Raw genomic sequence first — 12,080 nt, 5'->3', positions numbered from 1 at the left:
GGATGGATGCAACTCCGGATGGAGGAAATCTGGGGTCGGCCGGGATACTCGGTCAGCGCCCCCGCTCGGCGGGCGATTCCTCGGAGCCCATATCATGTCGTCATTGTCCGTTTCAAACCTCAAGCGCAAGACCTTTCGCCTGTGCGCAGTGGCCGCCGGCTTGCTTGCCAGCGGCGTTGCGTTGGCCGATGCCCACCTCGATCCACAACTGCTGTCGAAGATGAGCGTCGCAGCTGCGACAGACCAGTTGCAGGTCGTCATCAGTTACCAGCAGTCCGGGCCGGTGACGGCGGACCAGGTGACCGCTCTCAAGGCGCTCGGCATCAGCAAGGGCGTGACCATGCGCACGCTGCCGATCGCCGGCGCGCTGGCGACCCCGAACGGGATTCGCGCGCTTGCGCAGCGCGATGACGTGGTCTCGATCTATTTGAACTCGCCGTTGCAGTACCTCAACTACGAGGCACGCGAAATCTCCGGCGCAGCGCGTGCGGTCGAGAACCCGGCTGACTACCGCCGTGCAATTCCGTTCAGCGGCAAGGGCGTGAGCGTGGTGGTCAACGACTCCGGCGTCGATGGCAGCCACATGGATCTGCAATTCGGTCCGCATCTGGTGCAGAACGCCCAAGGCGCGACCAACCTCGCTTCATACGACTCGATGTTGCCGATCACCTATGTCGAGGGGGTGGTCAACACCGACTGGGGTTCGGGCCATGGTACCCATTGCGCCGGCACCATCGGCGGCACGGGGGCGCGCTCGAACGGCCTGTACCGCGGCGTGGCGCCTGGTGCCGACTTGGTCGGCTACGGCTCGGGCGCGGTATTGTTCATCCTGGACGCGGTCGGCGGACTCGACTACGCGGCGACCAATCAGTTCAGTTTCCGCAGTCCGATCCGGGTGACCAGCAACTCCTGGGGCAGCTCCGGCAAGTTCGACCCCTTGAATCCGGTCAACATTGCCAGTTACGAGCTGTACAAGCGCGGCATCGTGAGTGTATTCGCCGCCGGCAACGACGGCCCGGGCGAGGATACCCATAACCCGTACGCACAGGCGCCGTGGGTGATCTCGGTAGGCGCCGGCGAGAAGAACGGCGTGCTGACCGGCTTCTCCTCACGTGGCAAGCGCGGCGAGAGCGGTACCTTCAAGATGCCTGATGGCGTCCAGTGGACATACGTCAACCAGCCGACCATCGTCGCGCCCGGCGTGGACATTGTCTCCACTCGCGACAGTACGGGCACGCTGCCGGCGTTGGCCGTGCAGAAGGATGCCGCGACTCTCACGCCGGCCGAACTGCCGTTCTACACCGTGATGAGCGGCACTTCGATGGCCACCCCGCATGTGGCCGGTATCGTCGCCCTGATGCTCGAGGCCAATCCCAACCTGGCCCCGGCGAATGTCAGCGACATCATCAAGCGCACCGCCACCAACATGACCGGCCGGTTGCCGTGGGAAGCCGGCGCGGGCCACATCAATGCCTATACGGCGGTAGCCGAGGCTGCCGGCGTGCGTACCGGCTTCGGGGCGACCGTCAATGCGTTGAACACGTTCAACAGCAGCCAATTGCTCGTTGCGGGCGCACCTCCGGTACGGTTCTCGGTGGATTTCGCGCCGATCGGACCGGTGGGCGAGCAGACCTTCGTGGTCGGGCCGGAGGCATCGTGGGTCAGTGCGCGTGCCACCATAAATGCCAATACACTGGCGCTCGTGCTGATCGATCCTGACGGCGTGCGTTACGGTTCGTCGATCGCGCTGCCGGTCCTCGGCAGTACGGTGACCACCGGCGCACCGGCCAAGCCTGGCGTGTGGCGGGTCACGGTGCGCGGCATCGGCTCGTTGTCCGGTACCGGCCTCGATCCGCTCAAGGTCACCAACGGCTATGCGGCACCCGGCACCGTGAAGGGCGAGGTCAGCTTCCTCAACAGCGGCGGTTATACCGGCCTCAACGACATCGGCAGTCACCCAGCCAGGCAGGCCATCCAGTTTGCCGTTGCCAATCGCCTCGTCGATGGTTACGCGAATGGGCAGTTCCGTCCCGATCAGGTGCTCAAGCGCGGCGAGTTGGCGCAGTATCTGCTGATGGGCACCAGCGTGCGGCAGTATCTTCCTTTCTCAGGTCGGTCGAGCTTTGCCGACCTTGGCATCGGCGATAGTGCATATGCCTTTGCCGAGTCGGCTGTCGCCCGCGGCGGTGCGCTGCGCGATCTCAGCCAGAGCCAGGATGGCGTGATGACACTTCAGTCGAACGGGGCGTTCCGGCCGAATGACGGCGTCACCCGGCTCGGCCTCGCCTATTCGTTGGTGCAGAGCCTGGCGTTGCAGGATGAGGCGCGCTCGTTCAGCGGTGCACTCACTGCGTTCTATGACGGCAAGCGCATCCCGCTTGATGATGCCGGCACGATTCCGGCAAGTCTGCATGGGTACGTGCAGCTTGCGCTGGATCGCGGTGTCATCAATGCACGCTTCGCAGTGACCCAGGGGCCGTACGATCTTCAGCCCACCCTGCATGCCTACTTCGATCCGGGCCTCGCCGTGACCCGCGCGGCCTATGCCGTTGCAGCCGGCCGCTACCTATCGCTTTACCAGAGCGGCAAGTAACCAGAAAAAGCAGGCAAGAGCCACACTTCGCAGTGCGGCCCGGTCACCGGGCCGCATTTTTGTCGAACCGTGGCCATGCTGCCGGTCGTCGTGCCCTGCCACCACGATTGCGTCAGGTATGAGCCTGAGTGGCTGGCGGCCCGGTCCGGGTGGCGTCCGGGGTTGCTCTTTGCTCGGCGGCTCGCTTCGCCGCGATGGCTGCGAAATCCTACACGCGGTACGCCACCGTCTTCATCACCATCGAGCTCAGCTGCATCAGCTGCGGCAGCGGGAACGGCAGCTCGAGGCCGCCGCGCGCCTGCGCCGCGTGGGCGTGGCGAATTTCGTCGGTCTGCATCTGCGCCAGCACGGCGCGCGAGCGCCCGTCCTGCACGGGCAGCCTTTCCAGGTGCTCGGCCAGGTGCGCTTCCACCTGGCGCTCGGTCTCGACTACGAAGCCCAGGCTGACTGGGTCGCCGGCCAGTGCGGCGACGGCGCCGATCACGTAACTGCCGGCGTACCACAGCGGATTGAGCAGGCTGGGCCGGCTGTCCAGCTGGCGCAGCCGCTCGGCGCACCAGGCCAGGTGGTCGGTTTCCTCGGTCGCGGCGTGCAGCAGGTGTCGACGGTTGTCGGCGTCGCGCGCCAGCGCGGCCTGGCCGAAGTAGAGCGCCTGCGCGCAGACCTCGCCGGTGTGGTTGATCCGCATCAGGCCGGCGGCGTGGCGCCGTTCCGCATCGTCGAACTCCGCTTCGGCGACGCCGGCGGCGGGCGAGCGGCGATGCGCCGGGGGCACGCCGGCGATCGCTTCCAGCGCGCGTTCGCCCTGGGCGAGCAGGCGGTCGAGGGGACTCAGGGTGCGCACGTTCATGGGGTTTCCGGTTGCAGTTGTTCGGCCAGCAGGGTCGGCCAGGGCAGGCGGCCTTGCGCGTCGAGGCCGGCGGCCAGGCGCAGGCGGCAGCCCATATTGGACGACAACAGCGCCTGCGGTTCCAGCGTGGCGGCTTGCCGCCGTGTGTCGTCGCGCAGCCGTGCGGGGAACTCCGGGCAAGCGGCTGTTGCGGCGACGGCCCCGGTAGGGAGCGGGTTTCCACCAGCAATTCACCGTATTGCACTTCGGACGGGCACGCCGTTTCGCAGTTGAGGCAACCCAGGCAGTAGTGATCCAGGTGCGCGCGCAGCTCGGCGGTGGGGTCGGCCAGCCCGCACGCCGGCGTTCCGAGGCGCTGGCGATGCGTCCGCACGGCGATTCCGCCTTGTTGCGGTCCAGCACATTACACATTAGGTGTGGCATGCCGGCAGGCAGGTCCGCACCGCACGCATTGGCCGGCCCATTCGGCCATGCGTCCCGCGGGCGCGGGCAGGGGGCTTTTCAAGCGGCCTGGCGGTCATGCTATCATTGCCAGCTCACAGCTCGCCGGCCGGTGGGCTTGCGCCATGGATGACGGCTCCGCTATCATCTCGCGCCTTTGTTCCACCGAAGCATGCTTTCCTGAATCATGCGTACCGCCTCACGGCGGCAGACAGGTATTCTGAAATGAAAACGTTTAGCGCCAATGCCGACAACGTCAAGCGCGACTGGTTCGTGGTCGATGCCACGAACAAGACGCTCGGTCGCCTGTCGACCGAGATCGCCCGTCGCCTGCGCGGCAAGCACAAGCCGGAATACACCCCGCACTGCGACACCGGCGATTATATCGTGGTGGTCAACGCGCAGAAGGTGGCGGTCACCGGCGCCAAGCTGGACGACAAGATGTACCACCGCTTCACCGGCTACGTGGGCAACCTGAAGACCACCAGCCTGAAGGACCTGCTGGCGACCTACCCGGAGCGCGTGATCGAGATCGCCGTCAAGGGCATGCTGCCGAAGAACCCGCTGGGCCGCGAGATGTACCGCAAGCTCAAGGTCTATGGTGGCGCCGAGCATCCGCATACCGCACAGCAGCCGCAGGCGCTGGAAATCTAAGGAACCCTCATGACGATCCAGCAGAATTACGGCACCGGCCGCCGCAAGACCTCCGCCGCTCGCGTGTTCCTGCGCAAGGGCAAGGGCGAAATCGTGGTCAACGGCAAGTCGCTCGAGCAGTTCTTCGGCCGCGAGACCTCGTGCATGATCGTGCGCCAGCCGCTCGAACTGACCCAGAGCACCGACAAGTTCGACATCAAGGTGACGGTCGCCGGCGGCGGTATCACCGGCCAGGCCGGCGCGATCCGCCTGGGCATCGCCCGCGCGCTGATCGAGTACGACGAAAGCCTGAAGTCGCCGCTGCGCAAGGCCGGCTTCGTGACCCGCGACGCCCGCGAGGTCGAGCGCAAGAAGGTCGGTCTGCACAAGGCACGTCGCGCCACGCAGTTCTCGAAGCGCTAAACTGAGCTTCCTAGCCCCGTCGCCAAGCGGTAAGGCACCTGACTCTGACTCAGGCATTCGGTGGTTCGAATCCATCCGGGGCTGCCAATCCAGACGCCGATGCCGCCGCAGCTGCGGCGCTTCGGCACCAAAGCCCGCCTCATGGCGGGCTTTTTCGTTGCCCGTGGTCGGCGCATCGTCGCGGATGGCGCATGAAATTGCGAGTCAATTCATGGACTTCCGCCCTTCGGTTTTGCGCCGCCGCAGCGTAAAATCTGCGGCTTTGTCCCCGCGGGCTGATCCATGATTGCAAGCGAAAACGAGCCGGGTCGTCCGGCCGTGCAAACCGAAGGCAGCACCGACGCCCTGCCGCTTGCGCCGACGATGGGCATGAGCCTGGACGCGGCGAAGATGCCGCGCCGATCGACCCTGGTCGACCGGCGCGTCCTGCGGATCACCGCGGTGTCGATCGTGCTGGGCGTGCTGGCGGCGCTGATCGCCAAATTGCTGACCGCGCTGATCGGCGTGGTGACGAACCTGGCGTTCTACGGCCGCTGGTCCACCGCGTTTTCGTCGCCCGCCGACGCGGTGCCGCATCTGGGCTGGTGGGTGGTGCTGGTGCCGGTGGCCGGCGGGTTGATCGTCGGCGTGATGGCGCGCTGGGGCTCGCGCGCGATCCGTGGCCACGGCATTCCCGAGGCGATGGAGCAGGTGCTGCTGAACGAATCGAAGATCCCGCCGCGGATCACGTTCCTGAAGCCGATCTCCTCGGCGATCGCGATCGGCACCGGCGGCCCGTTCGGCGCCGAGGGCCCGATCATCGCCACCGGCGGCGCGCTGGGCTCGTTCATCGGCCAGGTGCTCAAGGTCACCGGCAGCGAGCGCAAGGTGCTGCTGGCGGCGGGCGCGGCGGCCGGCATGGCGGCGGTGTTCTCCGCGCCGATCGCGGCGGTGGTGCTGGCGGTGGAACTGCTGCTGTTCGAACTGCGCCCGCGCTCGCTGATCCCGGTGGCGCTGGCCTGCGTCGCGGCCACCGGCATGCGTTACCTGCTGCAGGGCACCACCCCGGTGTTCCAGATGCCGGTGCTGGCCGCGCCCGGCGCGATGGCGCTGTTCCTGTACGTGCTGATCGGCGCACTGATCGGCGTGGTCAGCGTGTGGACCACGCGGCTCGTGTACGGCATCGAGGACTGGTTCGAGAAGCTGCCGATCCACTGGATGTGGTGGCCGGCGCTCGGCGGCGTGGTGGTCGGCGTGGTGGGCTACTTCGCGCCGCTGACGCTGGGCGTGGGCTATACCAACATCGAGAACATCCTCAACGGCCGGCTGACCCTGGCCGCGCTGGCGTTCCTGTGCGTGATGAAGTTCCTGTCCTGGTCGATCGCGCTGGGCAGCGGCACCTCCGGCGGCACGCTGGCGCCGCTGTTCACCATCGGCGGCGCGCTGGGCGCGTCGATCGGCATCGGCATCGCCGCGCTGGCGCCGCAGATCGGCATGGATCCGCGCATCGCCGCGCTGGTCGGCATGGCGGCGATCTTCGCCGGCGCCTCGCGCGCGCTGCTCACCGCGGTGGTGTTCGCGTTCGAGACCACCGGCCAGCCGGTCGGCCTGCTGCCGCTGCTGGGCGGCTGCACCGCGGCCTACCTGATCTCGGCGCTGATGATGCGCAACACCATCATGACCGAGAAGATCGTGCGCCGCGGCGTGCGCGTGCCGTCTGAATACGTGGCCGATTACCTCGACCAGGTCGGCGTGGACGAGGCCTGTTCGCGCAACGTGGTGACCCTCAAGGCCAGCCAGACGCTGGCCGAGGTACGCCGCTGGCTGGCCGAGGAGTTGCCGCAGGCGCAGCACCAGGGTTATCCGGTGGTGGACGAGCGCGGCCACGTGCAGGGCGTGCTGACCCGGCGCAGCCTGCTCGATCCGCAGTGGCACTACACGCTGACCTTGAGCGAACTCGTCACGCGGCCGCCGATCGCGGTCAGCGAAAGCCATTCGCTGCGCGAGGCGGCCGACCACATGGTCGCCGAGAGCGTGGGCCGGCTGGTGGTAGTGAGCAAGGACGACCCGCACAAGCTGGTCGGCATCATCACCCGCGGCGACATCCTCGCGGCGCACGCACGGCGCCTGCGCGAGGCGCGCCATTCCGCGCGGTACCTGCGTTTTCGCGACGGGCTGAAGCCGCGGCCGGCGCCATAAGGCGGCCGGCGCCGAAACAAAAAACGGCCCGTGCGGGCCGTTTTCGTGGACGACGGCGCAGCGGATCACATCTCCCTGTCGCCGACCAGCACCACGTCGGCCGGCCGCCGCGCGAACAGGCCGACCGTGACGATGCCGGGCAGCTGGTTCAGCTCGCTTTCCAGCGCGGCCGGATCGACGATCTGCCAGCCGTGCACGTCGATGATCCAGTTGCCGTTGTCGGTGACCACGCCGTCGCGCCACACCGGGTGGCCGCCGCGCTTGACGACTTCGCGGCCGATCAGGCTACGCGCCATCGGGATCACCTCGATCGGTACCGGGAACTTGCCGAGCAGCTCGACCCGCTTGCTGGCATCGATGATGCAGACGAACTTCTCGCTGGCCGCCGCCACGATCTTCTCGCGGGTCAGCGCGGCGCCGCCGCCCTTGATCAGGCGCTTGTACGGGTCGCATTCGTCGGCGCCGTCGACGTAGAGCGTCAACGGGCCGGTGGCGTTGAGGTCGAGCACCGGGATGCCCAGCTTCTTCAGCTGCGCCGTGGACTGTTCCGAGCTGGACACCGCGCCCTGGATGCGATGCTTCAGGTCGGCCAGCGCGTCGATGAAGAACGCCACGGTGGAGCCGGTGCCGACGCCGACGACGGCACCGTCTTCGACGTAGCGGATCGCGGCTTCGCCAGCCAGCTTCTTCTCGTTTGCGTTGCTCATCGGTGGATTCCGGTGGAGGGTGGTCGGGCGGCGCTCATTCCAGCGCCAGGATGTACTTCCAGTGGGCGGTGTCGACCGGCATCACCGACAGCCGGTTGCCCTTGCGCAGCAGCGGCATCTCGGCCAGCGCGGAATCGTTCTTCAGTTCGTCCAGGCTGATCGTGCGCTTGAGTTTCTTCACGAACTTCACGTCGACCAGCATCCAGCGCGGGTTGTCGCGCGAGCTGCCCGGGTCGAAATACTTGCTCTTCGGGTCGAACTGGCTGGGATCGGGGTAGGCGTCCGTGGCCACCTCGGCGATGCCGACGATGCCGGGCACGGCGCAGTTGGAGTGGTAGAAGAACACCTTGTCGCCAGGACGCATGCCGTCGCGCATGAAGTTGCGCGCCTGGTAGTTGCGCACGCCGTCCCAGGCTTCCCGCTTCTTGCGCTTCAGGTCGTCGATCGAGAACGCGTCCGGTTCGGACTTCATCAGCCAGTGGTTCACGCGGCGGTCTCCGGATGGGGGGCGGGCGCGTGGCAGTCGATCAGTTCGCGCTCGGTGGCGATGAAGTCGAGCGGGACGTCCCAGTGCTCCTCGTCGACCTCGGGCAATTCCTGGAACGCGTAGCCGATGCCGACCAGCAGCGGTTCGGTCGGGCGCACCTGCTCGTTGAGGAAGGCGAAGCTGCGGTCGTAGTAGCCGCCGCCGTGGCCGAGACGGTTGCCGCGGCGGTCGAAGCCCAGCAGCGGCACCAATACCAGGTCGAGCTGGAACGGCTCCAGCAGTTCGGTCGGCGCGACCGGCTCGGGGATGCCGTAGCGGTTCGGCTGCACCGCGTCGCCGGACTGCCAGGGCGCGAAGCGCAGGTGCTTGTTCTGGCCGATCACCGGCAGCAGGAACTGCTGGCCGCGACCAGCCAGCGGCGCGATCGCCAGGTTCAGCGGCAGCTCGCCGTGGCTGGCCCAGTAGCCGGCCACGCGCGTGTCGGTGAGGTACTCGGGCAACTGCTCGAGGCTGCGGCGCAGGCCCTGGGCGGCGGCGATGCGCTCGGTCGGCGGCAGGGCGCGGCGTTGACCGGCCAGGCGCTGGCGAAGCTCGCGTCGTCGGGCGAGGGCGTCCACGTTTCGCGCAGCTCCGTCGTGGTGCGCCCCGTTCGTCACGTGACGAACGGGGCGGCGGGAAGAGGTGGCGTCAACCGCGATGCCGCTGCCCACCGAACGACCTTGATCCACGATGGATCAGGTGGGAGGACTACATGGCCTCAAGGCTTTCCGCGCGCGGCGGACATGCACAACAGCCGATGTGAAGCCGACCCGGGGCCGTATTTAGGAACAAGGCAAATGTAAGAGTGTGCTGGCGCACATCGCAGAAAACGCCGTGGACGATTTTAGGCGCTTGTTCCGGAATGTGCCACTGCCGACGCCGGCCGGGTTCATGCGGGCGCAGCGGTCAGCGCCGGGTCGGCTCGCCGTCGAGCGCGGCATCAAGTTTGCTTCGCAGCGCGGCGAGGCCGTCGCTGAGGCGGCGTTCCTGGTTGTCGTGCTGCTTGCGCAGGCTGAGGAATTCGTGCGCCACGCTGATCGCGGTGAGCACCGCCAGCCGCTCGAAACTCGGCGCCTTCGCGTTCGCGCGCAGCTCGCGCATCTTGCGGTCGAGGAAGCCGGCGGCCTCGAGCAGCCCCTCGCGCTCTTCCGGCGCGCAGGCGATCAGGAATTCTCGGTCGATCAGTCGCAGCGCGACCGGTTCACTGCTGGACATGGTTTCTATCAGCCGTTGCTTTCAAGCGATTTGAGCCGCTGGATCATCGCCTCGACGCGACTGCGTGCCTGTTCGTTGCGTGCCAGCAGGCCGGCGCGTTCGCCGGACAACTGTTCCTGGCTCTGGCGCAGGCTGCGATTTTCCTCGGTGAGACGACGCACCGTGTCGAGCAGCCGGTCAAGCTGCTGCGCCAGGGCGGCCAACTCTTGATGGACCGGATCGGTCTGGACGGACTCGGGCGTGCTCATGTCCAAAACTATAACAGGACGCCAGCGGAAATCAGCCGGGTCGGTGACGGGGTCGGCGCTGCATTAAACTGGCGGCCATTTCCTGATGGAGCAACGCCATGACGGCACCGGGGCTGGTGGGCCACGACGACATCGACGCGCTGGCCGGGCGCCTGCGCCTGGGCACCACGGCCAGCGAATTGCACGGCTCGCTGTGCGGCTACCTGGCCGGCGGCGGCTCGCTGCGCGGCACCACGGTGCTGGCCGCGTTGCAGCTCGACGGCGAGGCGACCGACGCCAGCGCGGACGACCTGGCCCTGCTGGACCGGCTGGCGCGGCAGAGCGAAACCGAGCTGGCCGATCCCGAGCTGGGCTTCGAGCCGTTGCTGCCGGAGGACGACCGTCCGCTGGCCGAACGCGTCGAGGCGATGGTCGACTGGTGCCGCGGCTTCCTCGGCGGTTTCGGCCTGGCCGGCACCGCGGCGCACGCGCAACTGTCGGACGAGGCGCAGGAAGTGCTGCGCGACCTCGGCACGGTGGCCGGCTCGTCGTTCGATTTCGGCGACGAGGCGGAGGACGAGGATGCGCTGATCGAGGTGCAGGAGTTCGTGCGCGTCGCCGCGATGCTGCTGTACACCGAATGCGCGGCGCCCGACCCGTCCGGCAGCGGCAGCGTGCATTGATCCCCCTTGCCTCGAAGCTGGCCGCGCTGGCGATCGGGCCGGACGAGTTCGCGCGGCGCCGCCGCCAGCTGATGCAGATGGCCGGCGAGGACGCCGTGGTGCTGGTCGCCGCCGCCCCCGAGCGCATGCGCAACGCCGACGCGGCATGGCCGTACCGGCAGGATTCGGACTTCCATTACCTGGCCGGTTTTCCCGAATCCGACGCGGTGCTGGCGCTGTTGCCGGGGCGCCGCCATGGCGAGGCGGTGCTGTTCTGCCGCGAACATGATCCGGCGCGCGAGCGCTGGCACGGCCCGTCGATCGGCACCGAGCAGGCGGTGGCCGGCTACGGCATGGACGATGCGTTCCCGATCGAGGATATCGACGACATCCTGCCCGGCATGATCGAGGGCCGCGGCCGCGTGTACTGCCATTTCGGCCGCGAGCCGGATTTCGACGCGCGCCTGCTCGGCTGGATGCGCCGCCTGCGCCAGCTGCGCGGCGGCGGCGTGGTGCCGAAGGAATTCGTGGCGCTCGGCCACCTGCTGCACGACCTGCGCCTGTACAAGTCGCGCGCCGAGCTGAAGCTGATGCGCGCCTCCGCCGCGATCGCGGCAGACGCGCACCTGGCCGCCATGCAGATCGCCACGCCGGACCGCCACGAGTACGAGGTGGAGGCCGAGCTGCTGCGGGTGGTGCGCGGCAGCGGCGCGGTGCCGGCGTTTCCGCCGATCGTCGCCGGCGGCGCGAACGCTTGCGTGATGCATTACCAGAGCAACCGCGCGGCGCTGCGCGACGGCGAGCTGCTGCTGATCGATGCCGGCGCCGAACTGGACTGCTACGCATCCGACATCAGCCGCACGTTCCCGGTCAACGGCCGCTACAGCCGCGAGCAGCGCGCGTTGTACGAAGTGGTGCTGGCCGCCCAGCTGGCGGCGATCGACGAGGTGCGGCCGGGGCGGCCGTTCGGCGCCGCGCACACGGCGGCGGTGCGCGTGCTGGCCGAAGGCCTGTGCGAGCTGGGCCTGCTCAAGGGCAAGGCCGACGCGGCGATCGCCGACGGCAGCTACCAGCGCTATTTCCCGGCCAAGACCGGCCACTGGCTGGGGCTGGACGTGCACGACGTCGGCGACTACCGGGTCGACGGCGAATCGCGCCTGCTCGAGCCGGACATGGTGCTGACGGTGGAGCCGGGCCTGTACGTGCCGCCGGACGACCGCTCGGTGGCCGAGCGCTGGCGCGGCATCGGCATCCGCATCGAGGACGACGTGGCGGTGACCCGCGACGGCAACGAGGTGCTGACCGCCGCCGTGCCGAAGGAGGCCGAGGCGATCGAGGCGTTGCTGGCCGGACGCTAGGTCAGCGGCGCTAGGTCAGTTCGTCCGGCAGTTCGGAATCCTCGCGCAGTCGGTTCGCCTCGTCGGCGGCGTGTACCTCGTACCACATCGCATTGAGGATCGCGAAGGCGCAGGCCAGGCCCAGCCCGAGGATCCATGAGAAATACCACATGTCTGCTTACCTCGTATGCGCGTAAAACGCCGCGTGTCCCGTAGGAGCGCACCCTGTGCGCGATGCCCTGATGTTCATTGCGCGAAGAGCATCGCGCACAGGGTGCGCTCCTACAG

The 12,080-nt window shown here is 67.9% G+C and carries 13 protein-coding genes, 1 tRNA gene and 1 other RNA gene; 7 read left to right on the top strand and 8 right to left on the bottom strand.

The features are described from left to right. Positions 1–94 precede the first annotated feature (94 nt). The gene (locus tag AC3WRN_RS01850; protein ID WP_492621632.1) at positions 95–2,593 is read left to right on the top strand and encodes a S8 family serine peptidase; all 2,499 of its coding nucleotides are present in this window, start codon (positions 95–97) and stop codon (positions 2,591–2,593) included. Between the two features lie 208 nt (positions 2,594–2,801). Here the strand turns inward: AC3WRN_RS01850 and coq7 are convergent, their stop codons facing one another. Then, entirely contained in the window at positions 2,802–3,443 is a 642-nt protein-coding gene (gene coq7, locus AC3WRN_RS01845) for a 2-polyprenyl-3-methyl-6-methoxy-1,4-benzoquinone monooxygenase (RefSeq protein ID WP_492621631.1), read from the bottom strand. Positions 3,444–4,109: 666 nt separating this feature from the next. On the opposite strand from coq7, the gene rplM reads away from it, so the two are divergent. From rplM to AC3WRN_RS01825, 4 genes are all read left to right on the top strand, one after another. After that, positions 4,110–4,538 (top strand): 50S ribosomal protein L13, encoded by a 429-nt coding sequence (rplM, locus tag AC3WRN_RS01840; RefSeq protein ID WP_068092522.1) that lies wholly within the window; start codon positions 4,110–4,112, stop codon positions 4,536–4,538. Positions 4,539–4,547: 9 nt separating this feature from the next. Beyond that, positions 4,548–4,940: a 30S ribosomal protein S9 gene (rpsI, locus tag AC3WRN_RS01835; protein ID WP_068092527.1), complete on the top strand. Its 393-nt coding sequence runs from the start codon at positions 4,548–4,550 to the stop codon at positions 4,938–4,940. Between the two features lie 12 nt (positions 4,941–4,952). Next, a tRNA-Gln gene (locus tag AC3WRN_RS01830) sits at positions 4,953–5,027 on the top strand. 195 nt (positions 5,028–5,222) lie between these two features. Next, entirely contained in the window at positions 5,223–7,118 is a 1,896-nt protein-coding gene (locus AC3WRN_RS01825) for a chloride channel protein (RefSeq protein WP_492621630.1), read from the top strand. A gap of 65 nt (positions 7,119–7,183) precedes the next feature. On the opposite strand, the gene rpiA is transcribed toward AC3WRN_RS01825, so the two are convergent. The 6 genes from rpiA to AC3WRN_RS01795 all read right to left on the bottom strand — a co-directional run bounded on the left by rpiA (position 7,184) and on the right by AC3WRN_RS01795 (position 9,814). Continuing rightward, positions 7,184–7,825, bottom strand: coding sequence for a ribose-5-phosphate isomerase RpiA (rpiA, locus tag AC3WRN_RS01820; RefSeq protein WP_492621629.1), 642 nt, complete (start codon positions 7,823–7,825; stop codon positions 7,184–7,186). A 34-nt stretch (positions 7,826–7,859) separates the two neighbouring features. After that, positions 7,860–8,297 carry an EVE domain-containing protein gene (locus tag AC3WRN_RS01815; RefSeq protein ID WP_492621752.1) on the bottom strand — a complete coding sequence of 146 codons (438 nt, stop codon included), beginning with the start codon at positions 8,295–8,297 and terminating at the stop codon, positions 7,860–7,862. An 11-nt stretch (positions 8,298–8,308) separates the two neighbouring features. After that, positions 8,309–8,929, bottom strand: coding sequence for a 5-formyltetrahydrofolate cyclo-ligase (locus AC3WRN_RS01810; protein WP_492621628.1), 621 nt, complete (start codon positions 8,927–8,929; stop codon positions 8,309–8,311). 67 nt (positions 8,930–8,996) lie between these two features. Next, positions 8,997–9,183, bottom strand: a non-coding RNA gene (gene ssrS, locus AC3WRN_RS01805) — 6S RNA. 74 nt (positions 9,184–9,257) lie between these two features. Then, positions 9,258–9,566: a cell division protein ZapA gene (locus AC3WRN_RS01800; RefSeq protein WP_068092540.1), complete on the bottom strand. Its 309-nt coding sequence runs from the start codon at positions 9,564–9,566 to the stop codon at positions 9,258–9,260. 8 nt (positions 9,567–9,574) lie between these two features. After that, entirely contained in the window at positions 9,575–9,814 is a 240-nt protein-coding gene (locus AC3WRN_RS01795; protein WP_068092543.1) for a TIGR02449 family protein, read from the bottom strand. A 98-nt stretch (positions 9,815–9,912) separates the two neighbouring features. Here AC3WRN_RS01795 and AC3WRN_RS01790 point away from each other — a divergent pair, with 98 nt between their 5' ends. Together AC3WRN_RS01790 and AC3WRN_RS01785 are read left to right on the top strand one after the other, a co-directional pair. Beyond that, positions 9,913–10,476: a UPF0149 family protein gene (locus tag AC3WRN_RS01790; RefSeq protein WP_068092546.1), complete on the top strand. Its 564-nt coding sequence runs from the start codon at positions 9,913–9,915 to the stop codon at positions 10,474–10,476. Further along, entirely contained in the window at positions 10,473–11,813 is a 1,341-nt protein-coding gene (locus AC3WRN_RS01785) for an aminopeptidase P N-terminal domain-containing protein (protein WP_068092706.1), read from the top strand. The genes AC3WRN_RS01790 and AC3WRN_RS01785 overlap by 4 nt, the downstream gene beginning before the upstream one ends. Before the next feature lie 10 nt (positions 11,814–11,823). Here AC3WRN_RS01785 and cydX read toward each other — a convergent pair whose 3' ends face one another. Then, positions 11,824–11,964: a cytochrome bd-I oxidase subunit CydX gene (gene cydX / locus AC3WRN_RS01780; protein WP_063089446.1), complete on the bottom strand. Its 141-nt coding sequence runs from the start codon at positions 11,962–11,964 to the stop codon at positions 11,824–11,826. Positions 11,965–12,080 lie beyond the last annotated feature (116 nt).

It is taken from the genome of Rhodanobacter sp. FW101-FHT13A11 (genome assembly GCF_058790335.1).
This window is presented reverse-complemented; position numbering and strand designations above follow the sequence as displayed.

Coding starts and splice junctions, on each gene's coding strand:
- coq7 (WP_492621631.1), bottom strand. CDS start 3,443: ATGAACGTGCGCACCCTGAGTCCCCTCGACCGCCTGCTCGCCCAGGGC.
- AC3WRN_RS01790 (WP_068092546.1), top strand. CDS start 9,913: ATGACGGCACCGGGGCTGGTGGGCCACGACGACATCGACGCGCTGGCC.
- AC3WRN_RS01800 (WP_068092540.1), bottom strand. CDS start 9,566: ATGTCCAGCAGTGAACCGGTCGCGCTGCGACTGATCGACCGAGAATTC.
- rpsI (WP_068092527.1), top strand. CDS start 4,548: ATGACGATCCAGCAGAATTACGGCACCGGCCGCCGCAAGACCTCCGCC.
- AC3WRN_RS01795 (WP_068092543.1), bottom strand. CDS start 9,814: ATGAGCACGCCCGAGTCCGTCCAGACCGATCCGGTCCATCAAGAGTTG.
- rplM (WP_068092522.1), top strand. CDS start 4,110: ATGAAAACGTTTAGCGCCAATGCCGACAACGTCAAGCGCGACTGGTTC.
- AC3WRN_RS01815 (WP_492621752.1), bottom strand. CDS start 8,297: ATGAAGTCCGAACCGGACGCGTTCTCGATCGACGACCTGAAGCGCAAG.
- AC3WRN_RS01850 (WP_492621632.1), top strand. CDS start 95: ATGTCGTCATTGTCCGTTTCAAACCTCAAGCGCAAGACCTTTCGCCTG.
- cydX (WP_063089446.1), bottom strand. CDS start 11,964: ATGTGGTATTTCTCATGGATCCTCGGGCTGGGCCTGGCCTGCGCCTTC.
- rpiA (WP_492621629.1), bottom strand. CDS start 7,825: ATGAGCAACGCAAACGAGAAGAAGCTGGCTGGCGAAGCCGCGATCCGC.
- AC3WRN_RS01825 (WP_492621630.1), top strand. CDS start 5,223: ATGATTGCAAGCGAAAACGAGCCGGGTCGTCCGGCCGTGCAAACCGAA.